Genomic DNA, 21,466 nt, shown 5'->3' with positions numbered 1-21,466 from the left:
TTTTTAGTCGATTTCGACAATTTATTCTACTTCGTTACATACAGTCTTTTATACTATTAAAATTTTGATTATATTCTCCTAACGCTTGGATTGAATGCGGCGGTCCAAACGATAAATAAAAGCAAACACCTCCGCCACGGCTTCATATAAATCCGGAGGGATGGATTCGTTCAAATCCAGTTGTCCCAGCAATTCCAACAGATTGGGATCTTCATAGACAGGGATATGATGCTTTTCGGCTACTTGGAGGATATTTTCCGCGATTTTCCCTTTTCCTTTTGCAATGACTTTCGGACTGGCATCTTCCGGATGGTATGAAAGGGCGACGGCTTCCATTCTTTTCTCTGTCATATGCGGATGTCCACTCCCCTTTTCAGAGTCTTGTGATCATGGCTTTTTTCCTTTATGAATGGACCGCTTTCATTTTTTTCAAATGGTTTGAACATGAGGCCGGACAAATGATAATTCTTCTCTTCCAGCGCCGCCTTTAACGATTTTTTCAACGGCTCGCTAAGCACTTCCAATCCATCCTTGTCATTGTACACATAAATCGTCACGATTCGGTTTTGAACTTGCATGTCAATGACGGTTTCATTTAATGCTTCCATATTCAAATAAAACAAAATCCGAGCATAGTCGGAATCGATTTTTCCGTCTTTTTTCATTCTGCCGTTCCATTGAACCGTCGCTTCCACTTGTTTTCCTAAAAATTGCATTGGAATTTGCATAATGATTTGGTGCTGATGGTCCATCTCCCCCGACAGCAGCTGCATGCCATTCAGCCTGGCCAGCAGCGCCTCTGCCCCCGTCTTTAATTCCATCGGGGCGGAATTGTCCTGTACCAAAGCCACTAACAGGGGTTTCAACGGCTGTATCAGGTCTGGCGCAGCAGTGTTTCTGTTCAATGCGGCTTCATAGCTTAATCCCAGGCTTTTTAGAACGTGCCAAATCGCTTTTTGGAATCCTTGGCCGTTCAATTTATCGAGAAGCATCGCTTCCGATTCCGCCATCATCATATTGATCGCTTGATTCTTAGAACTCACCAAAATCTTCGCGATATTCCTTAGTTCTGTTTCGGGCTGGTAGGAAAGTTCCGATTTTAATAGTGACAATAAATGTTCTTTCGGCGATATGGCGTTTTCATGGACGAATGGCCGGTTGATTGTTTGTTCCGAATAGGCTTTTAACAGGAAAACATGAAGCCGCTGTACCAATCCTTCAATTTTGGTTGTGTCATCGTAAGATTTCATGAATTGAAGGATTTCGCTTTTTTGTTGTTCCGATAAAGACGGCTCATTTTCTATCCATTGGAAAAATTGACGGACATTTTCCCCGGCAGCTTGGTCCTGTTTAATGAGTTGCAAAAAGCTTCCTGCCGTTCCATTTCCGGAAGATAATCGAAGATGATTCAGCCAATTTCTTAATGTCGCCTCTTTCGGCAATATATTCGCCTCTTTTAACAAATTCAGCGCTTCTTGTTGTTTCGCCCCTTGCTCCGGCCTTTCCAGAAGGGTATGTACAGAGCGGGCGACCAACAGGCCCGCTGTTTCCGCTTCAAATGGTTGAGCTATAGATTGAAGGACATTTAATAAATTACTTTTTACTTGAGGTGATACTTGGCCATTGTTTTGCACCATTTGGGCAAATTGTTCAAGCGCATGGGCGATGCCAGTTGTTTTGGAACCAAAAAGAAGCGCTTTAAACGTTTCTTCCGTAAAAGGGATTTTCAAATCCGAAAGTTTTCCCAATACCTGCAATGCCTCTTTGCCGGAAAACCCGTCCGGCAAGTTTTTTAACCAATTTTCCGAAAGCAGCAATTGTTCCTTCGAAATCGGAAGTTGATTTTTTATAAAATAGGACAACACCTGCTGCATCTCCCGGGACTTCGGCAATTTCAAAGATTCCATCAATTGTTGGATATTCGCTGATTCTTTCCTGATTGGTCCGGAAACGATCTTCAACTCCATTTGGGGGTTGATGCTTGTCACTTGGAAAAAATGAGAATCTCCCGCCTTCAAGGGCATCTCCAGCTTGGCTAATAGCCGATGCCCTCCAATTTGGATTTCCGCTGTTTGATTCGGAAAGATCTGATTCACTTTTCCGTAAAATATTTGGCCATTTTTCAATAGCAGGGGGCTTTTTGGGGCAGGCAATTTTTGATATTGAACCGGCTCGAAAGAAGGGATGGTCATAGCATCACCTTCTTCTCCAGCATGGATTTGATCGGTTCAAAGGTTTTGCGGTGATGAACGGTCGGTCCGAACCGTTCAATGGCTTCCAAATGTTGTTTTGTTCCATATCCCGCGTTTTGGTCGAATCCGTATTGCGGGTATTGGGTATGTAATTCTTCCATATATAAATCCCTCTCATGTTTTGCAAGGATTGAAGCCGCCCCGATTGCAAGACTTTTCGCATCCCCTTTTACAATGCTTTCCTGAGGAATTCCGATTGGAATGGAAACCGCATCGACAAGGCATATATCCGGCCGAATTTTTAAGTTTTCGATGCATATTTTCATTGATTGTCTCGTCGCTTCCAAAATATTTAGTTCATCGATCTTTTTCGCACTTTGAAAATGGATGGAGTAAGCAAGTGCATGCTTCTTGATCAATTCCGCCAATTCGGCGCGTTTCTTTTTGGACAGCTGTTTTGAATCGTTTATGCCAATAAGTTCGGGGCAATCCTTTGGCAAAATGACCGCGCATGTAACGACCGGTCCGGCAAGAGGGCCTCTCCCCGCTTCATCCACTCCCGCCAAGTATGCACCTTCAAATGGAAGAAAACTTGCATCAAAAGCCTGTTTTTGGCGGAATTGTTCAAACAATTTTTCCTGTTTCTCCAATCGTTTTTGAAACTGCCGCAAAGCCTTTTGAACACTGGCCCGTCCGTCCTTTTCAAGTTCCTGCATCCATGGCTCATAGGCCGTCGCTCTTTTTAATGCCTCTGTTATTTCTTTGATTGTTTTCATAAAAACCGGTACTCCTCACGACATTTTTTTATTTTATATCGGTATGATTCGATAGCTTATTAGTTTTACAGTTAATCCGCTCTTGTTGTACTTTACCATAAATTCATTTTATAATGAGGGGGGAAATGCATTTTGGAGGAAAAGAAATGAAAAAATTATACATATTGTTCGTTTTTGCTCTTTTGCTGTCGGCTTGCAGCGGGGAATCCAGCGAATCCGGCCAAACGGAAGTTCATCACGATAACCATCTGCGGCACAATCCATTATCCGGAGATTTGCAGGAATCAACCTCTGTCGGAAAATTGCCTTCTTTTTTACAGGAAAAGGATGAACACATTGCGGCAGTCTACAAAATCGCGTACGAATACGCCGATGTATTGGAATGGATTCCTTGTTACTGCGGTTGCGGGGAAACGGCGGGCCACCGCAGCAGCTTAAATTGCTTCGTGGCAGAAATTCGCGATGAAGAAGTGCTATGGGATGATCATGGAACGCGCTGCAACGTTTGCATGGAAATCGCGGTCGAAGCCGCCAAACTTTCAAAAGAAGGAAGATCCCTTAAAGAAATCCGCAACTATATTGATGAAAAATATAAAGAGGGTTATTCAACACCGACACCAACAGAAATGCCCGCATAAAAAAAACACCATCCATTAAGTTTCTATTCAGAAACCTTTGGATGGCGTTTTTTATCAACTTTGAACCGTTTCCTTTTCCAGTTCTTCTTCCACGAAGTCAAAAGTAAGTTTTCCTAATTCCAAATTCCGGATATCGCGGACAATCAGCTCCGCTACCCGGTCATAATCGATTTCCCCTCCGGCCCCCAATACATTGCGCAATTTACCGATATGGTCGAATGCTTTCACAATATCCTCTTCATCGATTTCGTGAATTCCATAACGTTCATGCATCCGATCCGGGTAATGGGCCGACAGGAACTTCAACGCATATACCGCCAAATCATCCATATGAATGATGGCGTCTTTGATGGCTCCTGTTAACGCCAGCTTCAATCCCACTTCCGGATCCTCAAATTTCGGCCATAAAATCCCCGGGGTGTCCAAAAGTTCCAATTCTTTCCCAACCTTCACCCATTGCTGCGCTTTCGTCACACCAGGCGTATTCCCGGTCTTTGCAACATTTTTTTTGGCAAATCGATTGATTAATGTCGATTTGCCTACGTTCGGTATTCCCACAATCATCGCGCGGATTGGACGATGTTTCATCCCTTTCGCCTTCATGCGGGCCCATTTATCGGCCAAAATGTCTTGGGCGGCTTTTGTGATCTGTTGCAGCCCTTTTCCTTTGAACGAGTTGATGGCAACCGCTTTGAACCCTTGATTTTCAAAATATTCCACCCACTTTTTTGTTTCTTCGTCATCCGCCATATCCGCTTTATTCAAAATGATAATTCGAGGTTTTTGGTTAATGACTTCATCAATCATCGGATTTCGCGAAGAAAGCGGGAGCCGGGCATCCACCAGTTCAAAAACAATATCGACCAGTTTTAAGTGTTCTTGAACTTGCCTCTTCGCTTTCGCCATATGTCCCGGAAACCATTGAATGGTCATTGTGAATTCCTCCTTTTGACAAAAAGAAAAGGAGTGTCGAAATACTCCTTCTTCATTTCACTATTTTCATTTCGCTTAGCGGCCAAAAGACGATGCTTGTCTTGCCGATGATATCATCTTCGCTGATGACCCCGATATGCCGGCTGTCTTTGCTGTAACGCCGGTTATCTCCCATGACGAAAACATATCCTTCAGGAATGACGTCCATGTTCGGGTCAATGTCCTGAAGGGTGAAATCCTGGGTTAATTGTCCTTCTGTAAGCTGTGATTTATATTCATCCAAATAAGGTTCATCAACCGGTTCTCCATTGATATAGAGCTGATCATCTTTATATTCAATATGCTCCCCGGGCAAACCGATGACTCTCTTAATATAATCTTTCCCTTCAGGAGCATGGAAAACGACGATATCAAAACGCTTCGGTTCACCAAAACGATAGCCGATTTTATTGACAATCATCTTGTCCCCATCTTTTAATGTCGGCATCATGGACTCTCCGTCCACTACGATGGGCGTAAATAAAAAGTAGCGGACCACCACAGCAATAAGAAGGGCAATGACTAACGCCTTCGTCCATTCCCAAACCTCGTTTTTTTCTTTTTTCTTTTTATCCACGAAAACGTTCCCTCCAAATCTACTATCAACATTTTATTCCATTTTTATACTGTATGACAAGCAAAAGAAAGGAGGCTTTTTAAGACAAAGCCCCCTTCCGAAGAAAAATTATCGAATTTCTTTGATGCGTGCTGCTTTACCGTGCAATTGACGCAAGTAGTAAAGTTTTGCACGACGTACTTTACCACGGCGAACAACTTCCAATTTTGCGATTTTTGGTGAATGTACAGGGAACGTACGTTCTACACCTACACCATAAGAAACTTTGCGAACAGTAAAAGTTTCGCTAATTCCGCCGCCGCGGCGTTTAATCACAACGCCTTCGAATGCCTGGATACGTTCGCGGTTACCTTCTTGGATTTTCACATGCACACGAACAGTATCACCAGGACGGAATTCAGGAAGATCAGTGCGAAGTTGTTCTTTTGTAATTTCACGAATAATATCTGACATCTTTTTTCTCCCCTTATATCGAATGTTCATATAGTTCTCAATTAACTACAGCGGAACATCGTAATGATCGCTTCCGAATGAAGCACAAAAAGAATAATATCATAAAATATATTGACGCGCAACAAAAATCCAAATCAATTCCAACCCCTCTGATAAGAGGGCGCTTTCTTCGGATTACTTTTATTGATGTGTTTCCTTTTTCTTTTTCAGAGATTCGATGAATTCCTTTTGCTTTGGAGTAAGCTCCATTTTTTCCAATAAATCCGGTCTCCGTTCAAAGGTGCGCTTCAATGATTGTTCCATGCGCCATTCTTCGATTTTTTTATGGTTGCCGGACAATAATACATCAGGAACCTTCATGCCCCTGAAATCCTGCGGTCTTGTATAATGCGGGTATTCCAATAGTCCCGTGGAAAAGGAATCGTGAATGTGGGAAGCTTCTTGCCCCAATACCCCCGGAATTAAACGGACAACCGCATCGATGACCGCCATGGCGGGAATTTCTCCGCCGGTCAGCACAAAATCGCCGATGGAGATTTCATCAGTAACCAGATATTCACGAATGCGCTCATCATATCCTTCGTAATGGCCGCAAATAAAGACAAGTTCTTCTTCTTTGGACAGCTCTTCCGCTCTGGCCTGAGTGAACCGCTCCCCCTGTGGGCACATCAAAATGATCCGGGGGTGGCGATCCTGGGTGATCGTTTCGACGGCGCGGAAAATCGGCTCGGGCTTCAACACCATGCCCGCTCCTCCGCCATACGGATAATCGTCCACTTGCTTATGTTTGTTGTCGCTAAAATCCCGGATATTCCAAACTTGAATATCAACGAGCCCCTTTTCCTGGGCTTTTTTTAAGATGGATGAACCGAATACTCCCGGAAACATTTCCGGAAATAACGTAAGCACATGTATTTTCATGATAATAATCCTTCCATCACATGAATGGTTATGCGTTTATTGTCCACATCAATCTCTTTTACGACGTCTTCAATATAGGGGATATAATGTTTTTTTCCTTTTCGGTCTTTCATCTCCCAAACGTCGTTTGCGCCCGTTTCGTAAATGTGCGTTATTTCCCCCAAGTGCTCACCCTCTTCCGAGTACACTTGGCAGCCGATGATTTCAAAATAATAATATTCATGCTCGTCCAATTCATCTTCACTCAATTGGTCTTTCGAAATTTTCAGCACGCTGTTTTTAAATTGCTCTACAAGGTTAATGTTATCGTATCCTTCGAAAGTGAGTAAAACAAAATTTTTATGTCTTCGGGCATTTTCGACCGTTACCCAAATCGGTTCCGCATGATCGCTTTTAAAAATCGCCAGTTTTGAACCTTTTTTAAAACGGATGTCTTCAAAGTCGGTGGATGAGATAACCCTTACTTCCCCTCGGATGCCATGGGTATTGACAATGCGACCCACATTTAACCATTCCATTCGATGAATCACCTCTTTATTGAGTATTCCTCCAATTGCTTTGTTTGCAGGTTCAACTTTCGATGGGACATGATTTATTTTGAGGTCTCCGTCCCCGTTTCATGAATGGGGGCACCAAGAAATGAAACTCCCTTCGTCCATTTTAGCAACTTTGGGCTTCATAAAGTAAAGAATTTCAATTTGAAACCCTTGCGGCATGAATAAAAAAGGGGCTGAAATAGCCCCTTTTTGCATTAATCCAATATATCGACAAATGTTTTTTTCTTGTGGTGACCGCTTGCAGAATTGACAATCGTCCGAATCGCTTTCGCAACACGACCATGTTTGCCGATCACTTTTCCCCGATCGGCAGGGTTTACAGAAAGCTTATAAACAATGCGACTAGTATTTTCATCAATTTCGACGCGAACGTCTTCCGGATAATCAACTAGCGGTTTTACAATTGCTTCAATCAGCTTTTGCATGCGGACACCCCCGAAAATGATTCAATTAAGCTTTTTTGTTGAATTTTAAGTTATGGAATTTCTCCAAAATGCCTTGCTGAGAGAACAAGTTGCGAACAGTATCAGATGGTTTCGCGCCATTTGCCAACCATTTAAGCGCTTTTTCTTCATCGATTTGTACTGTTGCCGGTACAGTTAATGGATTGTAATAGCCGACTGTTTCAATTGAACGTCCATCGCGTGGTGAACGAGAATCAGCAACTACGATGCGATAAAAAGGGGATTTTTTAGCTCCCATGCGTTTTAAACGAATTTTTACTGCCATTGAATTTTGCACCTCCGAATTAGTTTTACACAAGATAGAATAATAACAGTGTTTTATTTGTTTGTAAAGTGTTTTTTCTTAACAGATCATGGTTTTCTTTATTAAAATTTAAAAAATGAATCGAGGCCTGGAATTTTCATTTTCTTTTTGCCTTTTCCCTGCGTCATGGACATCATTTGCTTCATCATTTTCTTCATATCTTCGAATTGTTTCAATAGCCGGTTGACGTCCTGAATGGACGTGCCGGAACCTTTGGCAATCCGCTTTTTGCGGCTGGCATTGATAATTTCCGGATGCGCCCTTTCTTCCGGCGTCATCGAATAAACGATGGCCTCAAGCCGGTCGATCTGCTTTTCATCGATTTGGATATTGTTCAGCCCTTTGATTTTGTTAAACCCCGGAAGCATCTTCAAAATATCTTCCAGAGGCCCCATTTTTCGGACGGCTTTAAGTTGATCCACAAAATCATCAAAGGTGAAATTTTGTGTTTTGAATTTTTCTTCAAGCTCTTTCGCTTTTTCCGCATCGACGGTCGCCTGCGCCTTCTCGATTAAGGATAGGACGTCACCCATTCCTAAAATCCGGGAAGCCATGCGTTCCGGATGGAAAGGTTCCAGAGCATCCATTTTTTCTCCCATCCCGACGAACTTGATCGGCTTCTCCGTAACGGCTCGGATCGATAATGCCGCACCGCCGCGCGTATCGCCATCCAATTTTGTCAAAATCACGCCTGTAATGCCAATGGCCTCGTTGAAGCTTTGCGCAACATTGACCGCATCTTGTCCGGTCATGGCGTCAACCACCAAAAATACTTCGTCCGGCTCTTTGATGGCACGGATATTTTTCAGCTCATCCATCAATTCTTCGTCGATATGCAACCGGCCGGCTGTATCGATAATGACCACGTCATAATGTTCTTTTTTTGCGTGTTCGATGGCTTCTTCCGCAATCTTTACCGGAGAAACATCCGTCCCGAGGGAAAACACCGGAATTGCCAACTGTTTCCCTAAAGTTTCCAATTGTTTGATGGCGGCAGGACGGTAGACGTCCGCAGCAACGAGAAGCGGTTTGCGATTATATTTCTTTCTTAAAAGATTTGCAAGTTTTCCGGAAGTCGTCGTTTTCCCTGCACCTTGCAATCCGACCATCATAATGACTGTTGGAGGCTTCGGATTGAATTTAATTTGGCTATGCTCCCCGCCCATCAATTCCGTCAATTCATCTTTTACAATCTTAATGACTTGCTGGCCGGGTGTTAAACTTTTCATGACTTCGGCGCCGACCGCCCGCTCGCTGACCCGTTTGACAAAGTCTTTTACGACTTTTAAGTTGACGTCGGCTTCGATGAGGGCAAGACGCACTTCCCGCATCATTTGCTTTACGTCCGCTTCCGTAACTTTTCCTTTGCCTTTGATTTTTTGGATTGTGCTTTGGAGTCGCTCAGATAATCCTTCGAATGCCAAACTTTTCGCCTCCTAATCCGTTTCTTTTAATTGATCGATCAATTGCAATTGTTCCTCTACAGGCGCTTTTTCTTTAATGGCTGTTTCCAGCTTTTCGATCGTCTGTTGACGCTTTTGAAATTTTTCAAACAATTTCAGTTTTTCTTCATATTCTTCAAGCATTGCCTCTGTGCGGCGGATATTGTCATATACGGCTTGCCGGGACACTTTATAGGTTTCAGCAATTTCTCCCAGAGAAAGATCATCTAAATAATAAAGCTCCATATATGTGCGCTGTTTATCCGTTAACAAAGCTTGATAAAAGTCGAAGAGAAAATTCATCCGCGTCGTCTTTTCAAGTAACATCGAATGCCTCTCCAATCATGGTTTTTCTACTGTATCATATCGGTTTTGTGTATACGTGTCAAGTAAATTTCCTTTAACAACACAGATTCTTCAAGAATTTATCAATCATGGAAAAGCGATAATCGTATTCCACAAAAAAATAAAACGATCATCCAACAATCGGATGATCGTTTTTCCATCATTCCGCTTTATCCAATTGTTTGTCCAACGAATCGGCAAACAGTCCATACACATAACGCTCCGGATCGAACGGCTGCAAATCATCGACTTTTTCGCCCAGCCCGACAAATTTCACCGGGATATTCAGTTTGTTTCGAATTGCCAGCACGATACCGCCTTTTGCCGTGCCGTCCAATTTTGTCAGCACGATTCCCGTTACATTTGTCGCTTCTTTAAATGTCTGGGCCTGAATTAAGGCATTCTGGCCTGTTGTCGCATCAAGGACAAGCAGCACTTCATGGGGAGCATTTGGAATTTCACGGGAAATCACGCGATGAATTTTTTCCAATTCTTTCATCAAGTTCACTTTATTTTGCAAACGGCCGGCTGTATCGCAGATCAATACGTCAGCGCCGCGCTTTTTCGCAGCATTGATGGCATCATAAATGACTGCGGCAGGATCAGATCCTTCCGCCTGCTTGATCACTTCGCAGCCTACCCGGTCTCCCCAGACTTGAAGCTGTTCAATGGCACCTGCACGGAACGTATCGCCGGCTGCCAGCATAACCGTTTTTCCTTGTTTTTTCAGGCGGTGGGCAAGTTTCCCGATGGTCGTCGTTTTTCCGACGCCATTGACTCCGACAAATAGAATGACCGTCAATTCTCCATCAGGCTGCAAATTCAATTCAGAAATGCCTTCCTCGCCTTTTTCATAGATTTCGACCAGTTTTTCGCAGATGACTACATAAAGGCCGTCGGTTTCTTTTATGTTTCTCCGCTGCACTTCAAAGCGCAGTTCGTCGATCAATTCCATCACCGTTTCGAAACCGACATCGGCCTGCAATAAAATTTCTTCCAATTCTTCAAAAAATTCTTCATCGACTTTCCGATAGCGGGCTATCAAATCAGTGACCTTTGAAGTAAAGGTATCGCGGGTTTTCGCAAGGCCCATTTTAAATTTTTGGGTGATCGACCAGGCGGAAGGTTTCTTTTCCGGAGTTATTTCCGCTTCATTGTGTTTCTCTTCGGACGCTGCTTCCGCTTCAGGCTCTTCAGCATGCGTGTTTTCTTGCACGTTTTCTACCAATTCGCCTCCTGCCTGCTCACTTGGAGCTTCGCTGTCCTCGACTTCCGGCTGTTCTGCAGTTTCCTCTGCCGTTTCTTGTTGCAATTGTTCTTCGGATTTGCCGCTTAACTTTTCCTTCAATCGTTTAAAAAAGCTCATCATTATTCGCTCCTTTGTCCTACAAGTACTGGTTCATCTTCCAATTTCACCGAAACAAGCTTCGATACCCCCGATTCCTGCATCGTAATCCCGTATAATACATCGGCACCTTCCATCGTTCCCTTCCGGTGGGTGATCACGATGAACTGGGTATCACGGCTCAATTTTCTCAAATATCGGCTATACCGTTCAACGTTTGCTTCATCCAGTGCGGCCTCCACCTCGTCCAAAATGACAAAAGGCACCGGACGGGAATTTAGGATGGCAAATAATAATGCAATGGCCGTCAAAGCCCGTTCTCCACCGGAAAGCAGGCTTAAATTTTGCAATTTTTTTCCCGGAGGCTGGGCTACAATTTCAATTCCCGTTTCCAGTAAATTATCAGGCTCCAACAAAATCAGATCGGCATGGCCTCCCCCGAACAGTTCACGGAATACAATCCGGAATTGTTGTTGAATTTTTTCAAAGGATTCTTTAAACCGGGAAGCCATTTCCTCATCCATTTCTTTGATGGTTTCATTGAGGGTTTGCTGGGCTTCAATCAGATCATTCCGTTGCTCCGTCAAAAAGGTATGGCGTTCCGATACCCGTTCATATTCTTCGATGGCCGTGAAATTGACAGGTCCCAATTCTTCAATAGATTGTTTTAATAACTTCACTTTTTTGCGGATGTGATCGACATCTTCAATCTCGGCCGCTTCATTGACTGCTTCCCCAAAATCAAGTCCATATTGTTCTTCGAGCAAGTTGTTTAACCGGTTGATTTCAAATTCGATCCGGCTTTTCTTTACATCCATCGAACGCAATTGCTCCAAAAATCCTTTATGGATTCGTTGCATCTCATTTAATTGTTCGTCCAATTGGGAAAGCGCCTGCTGATATTCAAGGCGCATTTGCCGGTTTTCCTGAATGGCCGCCGAGCATTGATTGCGTTTTTCTGTCCATTCTGCAATCGCTCGTTCAATTTCCTCTTCCGTCAATTCGTTTTCCCGTTCGTTTTGGATCCATTCAATTTCTCGGGAAATAGTTTCAATTTGTTGAAGGAGTTTTGAACGTTTCAATTCGATATCGGCTGTCTGAATTTGCAGCTGATTCAACTGTTCCTGCAATACCGCGAGATCTGCGCGTTTTTTCGCCAGCTGTTCACGAAGCAAATCTTTTTCCGTTTCACTTTTTACTTTCGCTTTTGACAGCTGATCCACTTTTTCGTTCACACGATGCAGTTCATGCCGCAGTTGTGCCAGCCGCCCTTCGATTTGCTCCTTCTGTTTCAATAAGGCTTCCTTTCTCGAAGAAGCGTCGTTTTTTTCGGAAGAAGCAAGATGAACCGTATTCTTTAAATTTTTCTCTTCCATTTCCAGCTCGACATATTTGGAATGAAACGCCAATTCTTCCTGGCGGAGTTGTTCGCTTCGGGATTTTAGCAAATCCGCCTGTTCCTGCAATCCGGTCAATCTTTCTTTTTCTTTTGCAAGGGTTTTTTCCGCCTGGGCGATGGATTGTTCCATTTGGGCCAATTGAACCTTTAGTTGCTCCAGATCCGCTTTTCTGCTAAATAAAGAATTTTGTTGTTTTACTGAACCGCCCGTTAATGAACCGCCGGCATTGACGATATCTCCGTCCAATGTCACAACCCGGTATTTATAGCCGACTAATCTCGCAATTTGGCTGGCTCCTTCAAGATTTTCCGCTACCAGGACATTTCCAAGCAAATATTCCACAATGTTGCGGTTTTGTTCATCAAATTCCACCAGTTCATGCGCCAGCCGTATGAAGGACGGATGACCGGCCGCTTGTCCAATTTGCGAAAAAGATAGTTTCCTAGATTTCATTACATTTTTCGGTAAAAATGTGGCGCGGCCGGCTTTTTTCGCTTTTAGCCAGCCAATCGCTTTTTGTGCATCTTGTTCCGTTTCGGTCACGATATGTTGGGTTGCAGCCCCCAATGCCGTTTCGATCGCCCGGGAATATTTCCCTTCCACTTTCAATAGTTCTGCGACAGCTCCCTCAATCCCTTTCAATTCTCCCCGCTCTCTGGCCATTAAAATTTCTTTTACGCCATGATTAAAGCCGGAATAGTCCGCTTCCAACTCCTCGAGCGCTTCTTTTCTGGATTTCAATTGCTGTTGGTGTTGATAGGCCTTATAAAGCATTTGCCGCTTTTCGTCGTGGGAAGCGGATGCGGACTTCAGCTGGCGCTGGAGCTGTTCATATTGTTCAAGCACTTCGCTTAATTTCTTTTTCGTTTCTTCAAGTTTGCGGGCAAGCTCATTTTTTTCGCCGGTAACTTGGTTTAATTTTCTTAGCATCTCTTCAGAACGGTCATTGATCCGCTCTTCCGTCTCTTCATATTGCGCTAATTGCTGCTCGATATGTTTCAGTTCATTCTTTGCCGTGGCTTCCTCGTTCAGCAAATCGATATAAAGATTTTTCTGCTCCTCTATTTGCTCTTCGAGTTGGGAAACGGATGTATTGAGGGACATATCCAGCTGTTTGATTTCAGCTTTCAATTGCTGGATTTCATTCTTTTTCACCGCGAACAATTTCTTGTTTTGTTCTTCATTGTTCGCCAGTTCCGCTTCTTCTTCTTTTGTTTCTTTCAAAGAAAGCTGCAATTGCTGCAATTGCTTTTCCGCATTGGAGCGCTTTTCTTTCACGAGCGCTTTCCGCCCTTCCCAACGCTCCACTTCCGCACTCGCTTCCACTAAACGCTCCTGAATTTCGTCGATGGCCGAATCGATGTGCCGGATTTTCGTTCGCAAAGCCTCCGCTTTGGTTTGCAGCCTTGCAATTTCCGAAGCTTTTTCCTGCTCCTGTCGTTCAAGTTGGTCATGCTCTTCTTTGACGGCAATAAGCTCTTCATGATGCCGTTTTAAATCATGGACAATGAGGGAAATATCCAATTCCCTCAGCTCTTCCGTCATCCGAAGATAATCTTTTGCCGCAGAACTTTGGATTTTTAATGGTTCCAAGCGGGAATCCAATTCATGCAATATATCCAGGACACGCTTTAAATTATCATCGGTTTCGAGAAGTTTTTGCTCCGCCTTTTTTTTGCGGAGTTTATATTTTAAGATGCCGGCAGCTTCTTCAAAGATTGTCCGGCGGTCGTCCGGTTTGCTGTTTAAAATTTCATCCACCCGTCCTTGAGAGATAATGGAAAAAGCTTCTTTTCCCAGGCCGGAATCCATAAACAAATCCGTAATATCTTTCAGACGGCATTGCTGATTATTCAGCAAGTATTCGCTTTCCCCGGAACGGTAAACCCGTCTTGTTACGCTGATTTCAGAGTATGGGATTCCGACTTCCTGATCCTCATTGTTTAAAATCAATGTGACTTCCGCAAAGTTCAATGGTTTCCTAGAAGCGCTCCCGGCAAAAATCACGTCCTCCATTTTTGAGCCGCGCAAACTTTTCGCCGACTGTTCCCCCAGCACCCAGCGGATCGCATCGGTCACATTGCTTTTTCCGCTTCCGTTCGGGCCCACAACTGCGGTCACGCCCGGCACAAAATCGATGCCGATCCGGTCTGCGAAAGATTTAAATCCAACAACTTCCAACCGTTTAAGGAACATGTTATTCCTCCTTGTGCAAGGACTGGTTTAACGCAATCATCGCATTTTGCGCCGCCTGTTGTTCGGCCTCTTTTTTCGATTTGCCGCGACCGATGCCGAGCTCCTGATCGTTTAACAATACACGGGAGACAAATGTACGGTTATGAGCGGGGCCTCTTTCATCGATGATTTCATAATGCAAAACGCCCGTGTTGGATTGTTGCACCAATTCTTGCAGCTGGCTTTTAAAATCCATCACATGCGAAAAAGCACCGACTTCCACTTTCGGAAATACTACCCTTTCCAAAAATTGAAAAACCGAGCCTAATCCTTGATCCAGATATAGGGCGCCAATGAAGGATTCAAATACATCGGCAAGCAGTGCAGGCCTTTCTCTTCCGCCTGTCAATTCCTCCCCTTTTCCCAGAAGGACGTACTTTCCGAAATTCAACTCGTTCGCGAAAATCACAAGGGAAGGTTCGCAAACAATGGCTGCCCGAAGTTTTGTCAATTCCCCTTCACTCATATGCGGATAACGGTCAAATAAAAATTTCGAAATCGACAGTTCAAGGACTGCGTCTCCCAAAAATTCCAACCGTTCGTTATCGGCAAAATGTTTTTTGCGATGCTCATTCACATACGATGAATGGGTAAAAGCCTGATATAGCAAATTCTTGTTTTTGAACGTGATATTTAATTGCTCCTGCAACTCTTCAAATTGCTGTTTTACTTGCTCAGGGTATGACCCATTTTTTACTTGGCCTTCTTTTCTTTTGTTTGTCATGAATAATCTGCCTTCCTATTCATTGATGTCGTAAAATTTTTTATTCGAAGCAGAAGATATGAGGACAAAATCTTTATCCTCATATCTTCACATCGAATAAATAACATAATAGCAATGATTATTTGCGCATATGAAATGCAGTAATTTTATTATAACCGAAATTCCCGTACATTTTATCCATATAGGCAATGAAAAGAGGCACCCATCTGCAACAAAGTGCGGGATGTGCCTCTTTATCATTAGTTTAATTTACTTTCGATATACTTAACCGCATCGCCTACAGTGACGATTTTTTCTGCATCTTCATCAGAAATTTCCATATCGAATTCATCTTCTAATTCCATTACCAATTCAACTACATCCAATGAATCAGCGCCTAAATCTTCACGGAAAGATGCATTTTCAGTTACTTCGCTTTCGTCAACGCCAAGGCGGTCAACGATTACTTTTGTTACACGCTCTAAAACTGTGCTCACTTCGGTCACCTCCCTTCAATAGTATACCTGAAAGTACAAGCTGTTCAAAGGGTCTTTCGAAATACGATATTGAAAATATTCGATTTGAAGCAAGACAATTACTTTTATAAATATTACATGGCGATGCCGCCGTCCACATGAAGCACTTGTCCGGTGATATATTCTGCATCATCGGAAGCCAAAAATACGACCGCTTTCGCCACCTGTTCCGGTTTTCCGAATTTCCCCAACGGAATTTGTGAAAGCATCGAAGTTTTCACATCTTCCGGGAGGGCATCCGTCATTTCTGTCGTAATGAATCCAGGCGCTACGGCATTGACTAAAATATTTCTTGACGCCAATTCTCTTGCCGCCGTTTTCGTCAAACCGATCACGCCGGCTTTTGCCGCTGTATAATTGGCTTGTCCCGCATTGCCGGTTACGCCCACGACCGATGCGATGTTGATGATGCGGCCGGAACGTTGTTTCATCATTTGCCGGGTCACGGCTTTTGTGCAGAGGAATACGCCTTTCAAGTTTGTTTGGATGACCTCATCCCATTCTTCTTCCTTCATGCGCATCAATAAATTGTCCCGGGTGATGCCGGCATTATTGACAAGAATATCGATGGAACCAAACTCTTCCAACGCTTTTTTCATTAAGTTTTGCACGGAATCGTTGTCCGCCACATTCGCCTGAACGGCTATGGCTTTTCTGCCCATTTCCAATATTTCATTTACGACTTGTTCCGCTTTTTCTTTGCTGCCGCTGTAGTTTACGACTACATTGGCCCCTTCCTTCGCCAACTCCAAAGCAATCGCTCTTCCGATTCCTCTGGAAGCTCCTGTCACAACAGCCGTTTTACCTTCCAATTTCCCCATATTTTCACCCCTTTAATTCCTTCACAACTTCTTCAAAAGTCGCTTCATCATAAACACAATATGTTTTTGCAGAGCGGTCGATTTTGCGGACAAGCCCCGTCAACACCTTGCCAGGCCCGCATTCAATGAATGTCGTTACGCCCAGCTCCAACATCTTGCGGACATCTCTTTCCCATTGCACAGGGCTGAAGACTTGTTCCACCATTTCCTTTTTGATGGATTCCGCATCTTTCAACAATTCCGCATGGACATTGCTGATGACCGGAATTTTTGGTTCCGAAATGTCCAACTGTTCGATTTCTTTTTCCAATTGCAGTGCAGCAGGTTTCATCAATTCGCAATGGAAAGGTCCGCTCACTTCCAGAGAAATCGCTCTTTTCGCCCCTCTTTGCTTCGCCAATTGGGATGCTTTTTCCACTCCCGCTTTTGTACCGGAAATAACAATTTGGCCCGGACAATTCAAGTTTGCCAGCTGAACCAAATCGCCGCCTTCCGTGATTTCAGCGCAGACCTCTTTTAAAGGCTCTTCCTCCATTCCTAAAATGGCTGCCATCGCTCCTTGCCCTGCCGGAACCGCTTCATTCATATAAAGCCCGCGTTTATGAACGATTTTCACAGCATCTTCAAAGGACAAAGATTCCGCGATGACAAATGAACCATATTCACCTAAAGAGTGGCCTGCAGTATAGTCAGGGTTAATACCCGCTTCCATCAACTTAGATGCAATCATGACACCTGTCGTTAAAAGCGCAGGTTGGGCATGATAAGTCAAAGTCAATTCCTCTTGGGGACCTTCAAGCATATATTTTGAAAGCTTAAAATTCAGCGCCTGATCGGCACGATCATAAAATGCCTTGCAAGCTTCGTTATTTGCTACAAGTTCAGCCCCCATTCCAACCTTTTGGGAGCCTTGTCCAGGAAAAATGAATGCTATTTTTGTCATTGGTCGACTCCTTTACTCTTGTTCTTTTTGGCTTTCTTGTATTGCATTCTTCATGATGTTGACAATATCCTTTTCAACCATCGCAGCCGCCTGGCGAATTGTATTGTAAATCGCTCTCGAATCGGATGACCCGTGGGCCTTGATGACAGGGGCCTGCAGCCCTAAAAGAAGCGCCCCGCCGTGTTCGGAGTAATCCAGTTTATTTTTCAGTTGTGACAATTCGCTTTTCACGAAGAGGGCCGCAAGTTTCCCCTTCGCAGAGGACATGAAAACCTCTTTCAGCATTTTCATCAATGCCCCGGCAGTGCCTTCAATGGATTTCAGCACCATATTGCCCGTAAACCCGTCGGTCACAACGACATCGGCTACCCCTTCGAGCAAATCCCGTGCTTCCACGTTTCCGATAAAATGCAGATCCGCCTGTTGCAATTTTTCGTATACCGCTTTTGTCAATTCATTTCCTTTATGTTCTTCCGTACCAATATTCAACAAACCGACCCGGGGTTTTTCAATGCCCCTCACTTTTTGGGCATAAATATTTCCCATGATGGCATACTGCACAAGATTTTCGGGTTTGGCTTCCGCATTGGCCCCCAAATCCAACATGAGAAATCCTTTGCCGTCAATTGTCGGCAAGGTTGTCGCAAGGGCCGGTCTTAATACCCCTTCAATCCGGCCGACTTTAAATAACCCTCCGGACATGTATGCCCCCGTATTGCCGGCGGAAACGCATGCATCCGCCCTTCCTTCATGAACGGCTTCCAGCATGCGCGTCATGGATGAATCTTTTTTCCTGCGGACGGAACGGACCGGCTCATCCTCTCCGGTTATAACATCTTCGCAATGGATGACTTCCAGCCGTTCGTTTTGTACAATATATTTTTCCAGCTCCTGTTTCTTTCCATAAAGTTGTATTTCGATGTCCTGAAAATCTTTTAATGCTTCATTGACGCCTTCCACAATGGCTTTAGGGGCATGATCCCCGCCCATGCCGTCAATTGCGATTTTCATTGCTGTTCACCTTCACCTTTCGTGCGATACATTTCGAACTCACCTTTAAACACAGGTTCATTATTTACTGTAGAAATCACATCGATATATGTCCGGTTCTTTTCCTTATTCGTTTCCCGAACAATGGCTTTCGTTATCACGCGGTCTCCTGCACGGACAGGTTGTATGAAGACAACATTCGCCCTTACCGTTAAAGCCAGTTCATCATCAATGACTGCAACGCAAAGGGAGTTGGCCTGGGCAAACAAATGGTGTCCTCTGCAAATGCCGTTTCTTTGAAAGACATGTTCTTTTTTTACATCAAAAATCGATATCGCCCTTTTATCCAATTCGATATCGATAATTTCGCCGATTACTTCATCAAGCGGCAATGATTTGACTTCATTTTCCAGATTTCTTTCAGCAACATCTTTAATCCGTTCTCTTAGTTCCGGTATTGAAAGTTCCATCCGATCGAGGCGAATTGTTTGTACGCTTACACCAAATTTTGCAGCAAGTTGTTCATCCGTGACGAATGGATTTTCCTCAATCGTTTCCAACAATAACTGTTGCCGCTCTTTTTTCGATTTTCTCAACATTCGCCACCTACTTCCCATCATTTTAGCACTTGGTACTAACACCAGTATACATTTCCAGAAAAAAGAACGCAACATGGAATTGCTGCGTTCCTGAACTGAATTTTGCGAAACTCTTTGCAGATTCCTTGCCTGCATTTAAGAGCATTTGATTAATCCATTCTTTCTCCGCTTAACACACCTGATTTTTCCAGCATTTTCCGCAAACCTTTATACTCATCATCTTTCCAAAATTGTTCGGTATTCACAAGTTTCGCTGCATCATTCCGGGCCGCTTCCAGAACGCGGTAATCATGCACCAGGTCAGCCAGTTTAAAATCAGGCAAACCGCTTTGTCTTTTGCCGAAGAAATCTCCCGGTCCCCGCAATTCCAGATCCCTCTCTGCCAGGCGGAAGCCGTCCGTGATTTCGGTCATGCTTTTCATCCGTTCAATCCCTTCATCGGACTTCGGATTCGCCAAAAGCACACAATAGGACTGATAATTGCCCCGTCCTACCCGGCCCCTGAGCTGATGCAGCTGCGCAAGGCCAAAACGGTCAGCATCGTAAATCATCATAAAACTGGCGTTTGGCACATTGACTCCCACTTCCACTACGGTCGTAGATACAAGAACATGTATTTTTCCATCCTTAAAGGCCCTCATCACCCGATCTTTTTCGTCCGGATGAAGCCGGCCATGCATGAGTCCTACTTCGTAGCGCCCATGAAAAATGGATTTCAGCTGTTCATAGACCTCGACCGCATTCTGCACATCGATCTTCTCGGATTCTTCGATCAATGGACAAATTACATAAGCCTGGCGCCCTTTTTTCAACTCCATCTCCATCTTTGCCAAGCATGCGTGCAACTGTTCTTTTTTCAACCAGTGGGTTTCGACTTGTTTGCGCCCAGAAGGCATTTCATCAATGATGGAGACATCCATTTCGCCAAAGGCGGTAATCGCCAGCGTCCGGGGAATGGGAGTTGCCGTCATAAAGAGCACATCCGGATGCATGCCTTTTTCGCGCAAAATTCTTCTTTGTTCCACCCCAAAACGGTGCTGTTCATCCGTAATGACAAATCCTAAACGATGGAACATGACATCCGGCTGAATCAAGGCATGGGTTCCGATGATGACTTGTATTTCCCCTTTTTCCAACTGTTCTAAAATTTGTCTTCTTTCCTTCGTCTTCGTTGATCCGGTCAAAAGGGCAATATTCACTCCCATCGGCTCAAAGAAGTCTTCGAGGGAAGCAAAATGCTGTTCTGCCAAAATTTCCGTCGGGGCCATTAAAGCTCCCTGGTAACCGGCCGTCACACAGGCATAGAGGGCAATGGCCGCAACGATGGTTTTCCCCGAACCGACATCCCCCTGCAAAAGCCGGTTCATGCGGAAAGGAGATTTCAAATCCCTGCATATTTCATTCACGACCCTTTTTTGGGCATTCGTCAATTCGAATGGAATCCGGCTGATAAATTCCCTTAATTTTTTCAAGTCATATTGAATGGCGATTCCTTTTTCATGCTCTCTCCTTGCTTTGCGCAGCGCTTGGATGCGCAATTGAAACATAAGAAGCTCCTCATAGACAAAGCGTCTGCGCGCCTGCTTCATATGATTTGCATCTTTTGGAAAATGGATGCCTTCAAGGGCATCATCAATTGGCAATAAGCGATACCGTTCCCTTAAATCTTTCGGCAAGTTGTCGACCAGTTGCCCTTTCGATTGATCGAGGGCCTGCCGCATAAACTTGCGGAACCGGTTTTGATGAAGATTGCCTTTTAACCGGTAAACCGGTTCAAAATCCTGGTTCTGTTCTTTCGGTCCGAACTTTACATTGGATGCTGTGACGGTTTGCCTGCCCCGATCCCATTTCCCGGTAACGGTAATAAAGGTTCCGGGAAGCAACCGGTTTTTTAAATAATGTTGATTGAAGAAAACGACTTTTACAATATGCCGGCCGGACCGCGCGCTCACTTGAAGCCTTGATTTATTGCGTCCCATGAAAAAGACGGCCGGATGGCTCTCCACCCTTGCTTCTATCGTTATTTGTTCATTATGGGGAGTTTCCACTAAATCTTTTAAACGAAAATCTTCATATCGGTAAGGAAAATACATCAATAAGTCCTGAATATTGTAAATGCCCAATTCGTTCAATATTGCGGCGGTTTCTTTCCCCACTCCTTTAAGATGCGTAACGGGTTCTAATGCGATTGTTTCCAAGCAACTTCACGCTCCAAAGTTTTATTGCAGCAGCTTCGCTATTAATTTTAATCCA

At 44.1% G+C, this 21,466-nt stretch carries 22 protein-coding genes; 1 reads left to right on the top strand and 21 read right to left on the bottom strand.

Annotated elements, in window-relative coordinates; all coding sequences use genetic code 11:
* Positions 1 to 78 precede the first annotated feature (78 nt).
* The 3 genes from FKZ59_RS04490 to FKZ59_RS04480 are packed head-to-tail and all read right to left on the bottom strand — an operon-like array spanning position 79 to position 2,968.
* Positions 79 to 351: an EscU/YscU/HrcU family type III secretion system export apparatus switch protein gene (locus tag FKZ59_RS04490; protein WP_141601547.1), complete on the bottom strand. Its 273-nt coding sequence runs from the start codon at positions 349 to 351 to the stop codon at positions 79 to 81.
* On the bottom strand, positions 348 to 2,192 hold the full coding sequence (locus tag FKZ59_RS04485; protein WP_141601546.1) for a hypothetical protein: 1,845 nt from the start codon (positions 2,190 to 2,192) through the stop codon (positions 348 to 350). Before FKZ59_RS04485 ends, FKZ59_RS04490 begins: the two co-directional genes overlap by 4 nt.
* Positions 2,189 to 2,968, bottom strand: coding sequence for a ribonuclease HII (locus tag FKZ59_RS04480; RefSeq protein WP_141601545.1), 780 nt, complete (start codon positions 2,966 to 2,968; stop codon positions 2,189 to 2,191). The genes FKZ59_RS04485 and FKZ59_RS04480 overlap by 4 nt, the downstream gene beginning before the upstream one ends.
* 146 nt (positions 2,969 to 3,114) lie before the next feature.
* Between FKZ59_RS04480 and FKZ59_RS04475 the strand changes: the two genes are divergently transcribed.
* A complete protein-coding gene (locus FKZ59_RS04475) occupies positions 3,115 to 3,606 on the top strand; it encodes a PCYCGC motif-containing (lipo)protein (protein WP_141601544.1) in 492 nt (163 codons plus the stop codon).
* 54 nt (positions 3,607 to 3,660) lie between these two features.
* On the opposite strand, the gene ylqF is transcribed toward FKZ59_RS04475, so the two are convergent.
* The 18 genes from ylqF to recG all read right to left on the bottom strand — a co-directional run bounded on the left by ylqF (position 3,661) and on the right by recG (position 21,411).
* Positions 3,661 to 4,539, bottom strand: a complete 879-nt coding sequence (gene ylqF / locus FKZ59_RS04470) for a ribosome biogenesis GTPase YlqF (protein WP_141601543.1) — start codon at positions 4,537 to 4,539, stop codon at positions 3,661 to 3,663.
* A gap of 52 nt (positions 4,540 to 4,591) precedes the next feature.
* Entirely contained in the window at positions 4,592 to 5,155 is a 564-nt protein-coding gene (gene lepB, locus FKZ59_RS04465; protein WP_141601542.1) for a signal peptidase I, read from the bottom strand.
* Positions 5,156 to 5,263: 108 nt separating this feature from the next.
* Positions 5,264 to 5,608 carry a 50S ribosomal protein L19 gene (gene rplS, locus FKZ59_RS04460; protein WP_141601541.1) on the bottom strand — a complete coding sequence of 115 codons (345 nt, stop codon included), beginning with the start codon at positions 5,606 to 5,608 and terminating at the stop codon, positions 5,264 to 5,266.
* A gap of 180 nt (positions 5,609 to 5,788) precedes the next feature.
* Positions 5,789 to 6,529, bottom strand: coding sequence for a tRNA (guanosine(37)-N1)-methyltransferase TrmD (trmD, locus tag FKZ59_RS04455; protein WP_141601540.1), 741 nt, complete (start codon positions 6,527 to 6,529; stop codon positions 5,789 to 5,791).
* The gene (gene rimM / locus FKZ59_RS04450) at positions 6,526 to 7,047 is read right to left on the bottom strand and encodes a ribosome maturation factor RimM (RefSeq protein ID WP_141601539.1); all 522 of its coding nucleotides are present in this window, start codon (positions 7,045 to 7,047) and stop codon (positions 6,526 to 6,528) included. Before rimM ends, trmD begins: the two co-directional genes overlap by 4 nt.
* Before the next feature lie 233 nt (positions 7,048 to 7,280).
* Entirely contained in the window at positions 7,281 to 7,511 is a 231-nt protein-coding gene (locus FKZ59_RS04445) for a KH domain-containing protein (RefSeq protein WP_141601538.1), read from the bottom strand.
* Between the two features lie 25 nt (positions 7,512 to 7,536).
* The gene (gene rpsP, locus FKZ59_RS04440; RefSeq protein ID WP_141601537.1) at positions 7,537 to 7,815 is read right to left on the bottom strand and encodes a 30S ribosomal protein S16; all 279 of its coding nucleotides are present in this window, start codon (positions 7,813 to 7,815) and stop codon (positions 7,537 to 7,539) included.
* A 101-nt stretch (positions 7,816 to 7,916) separates the two neighbouring features.
* Positions 7,917 to 9,278: a signal recognition particle protein gene (gene ffh / locus FKZ59_RS04435; RefSeq protein WP_141601536.1), complete on the bottom strand. Its 1,362-nt coding sequence runs from the start codon at positions 9,276 to 9,278 to the stop codon at positions 7,917 to 7,919.
* 12 nt (positions 9,279 to 9,290) lie between these two features.
* Entirely contained in the window at positions 9,291 to 9,623 is a 333-nt protein-coding gene (locus FKZ59_RS04430; protein WP_141601535.1) for a putative DNA-binding protein, read from the bottom strand.
* Between the two features lie 178 nt (positions 9,624 to 9,801).
* Complete coding sequence (ftsY, locus tag FKZ59_RS04425) at positions 9,802 to 11,007, bottom strand: signal recognition particle-docking protein FtsY (RefSeq protein WP_141601534.1); 1,206 nt, start codon at positions 11,005 to 11,007, stop codon at positions 9,802 to 9,804.
* Between the two features lie 2 nt (positions 11,008 to 11,009).
* Positions 11,010 to 14,582, bottom strand: a complete 3,573-nt coding sequence (gene smc / locus FKZ59_RS04420; RefSeq protein ID WP_141601533.1) for a chromosome segregation protein SMC — start codon at positions 14,580 to 14,582, stop codon at positions 11,010 to 11,012.
* Between the two features lies 1 nt (position 14,583).
* Positions 14,584 to 15,345 (bottom strand): ribonuclease III, encoded by a 762-nt coding sequence (rnc, locus tag FKZ59_RS04415; protein WP_141601532.1) that lies wholly within the window; start codon positions 15,343 to 15,345, stop codon positions 14,584 to 14,586.
* A 239-nt stretch (positions 15,346 to 15,584) separates the two neighbouring features.
* Positions 15,585 to 15,821: an acyl carrier protein gene (locus FKZ59_RS04410; protein WP_141601531.1), complete on the bottom strand. Its 237-nt coding sequence runs from the start codon at positions 15,819 to 15,821 to the stop codon at positions 15,585 to 15,587.
* Positions 15,822 to 15,934: 113 nt separating this feature from the next.
* On the bottom strand, positions 15,935 to 16,681 hold the full coding sequence (gene fabG, locus FKZ59_RS04405; RefSeq protein ID WP_141601530.1) for a 3-oxoacyl-[acyl-carrier-protein] reductase: 747 nt from the start codon (positions 16,679 to 16,681) through the stop codon (positions 15,935 to 15,937).
* A gap of 4 nt (positions 16,682 to 16,685) precedes the next feature.
* Positions 16,686 to 17,624, bottom strand: coding sequence for an ACP S-malonyltransferase (fabD, locus tag FKZ59_RS04400; RefSeq protein WP_141601529.1), 939 nt, complete (start codon positions 17,622 to 17,624; stop codon positions 16,686 to 16,688).
* A 12-nt stretch (positions 17,625 to 17,636) separates the two neighbouring features.
* Complete coding sequence (gene plsX, locus FKZ59_RS04395) at positions 17,637 to 18,635, bottom strand: phosphate acyltransferase PlsX (protein ID WP_141601528.1); 999 nt, start codon at positions 18,633 to 18,635, stop codon at positions 17,637 to 17,639.
* The gene (gene fapR, locus FKZ59_RS04390) at positions 18,632 to 19,210 is read right to left on the bottom strand and encodes a transcription factor FapR (RefSeq protein WP_141601527.1); all 579 of its coding nucleotides are present in this window, start codon (positions 19,208 to 19,210) and stop codon (positions 18,632 to 18,634) included. The genes plsX and fapR overlap by 4 nt, the downstream gene beginning before the upstream one ends.
* A gap of 152 nt (positions 19,211 to 19,362) precedes the next feature.
* Positions 19,363 to 21,411 carry an ATP-dependent DNA helicase RecG gene (gene recG, locus FKZ59_RS04385; protein WP_408057439.1) on the bottom strand — a complete coding sequence of 683 codons (2,049 nt, stop codon included), beginning with the start codon at positions 21,409 to 21,411 and terminating at the stop codon, positions 19,363 to 19,365.
* Positions 21,412 to 21,466: the final 55 nt, after the last annotated feature.

It is taken from the genome of Ureibacillus terrenus (genome assembly GCF_006569205.1).
In the GTDB taxonomy this organism is placed as follows: Bacteria; Bacillota; Bacilli; order Bacillales_A; family Planococcaceae; genus Ureibacillus; species Ureibacillus terrenus.
This window is presented reverse-complemented; position numbering and strand designations above follow the sequence as displayed.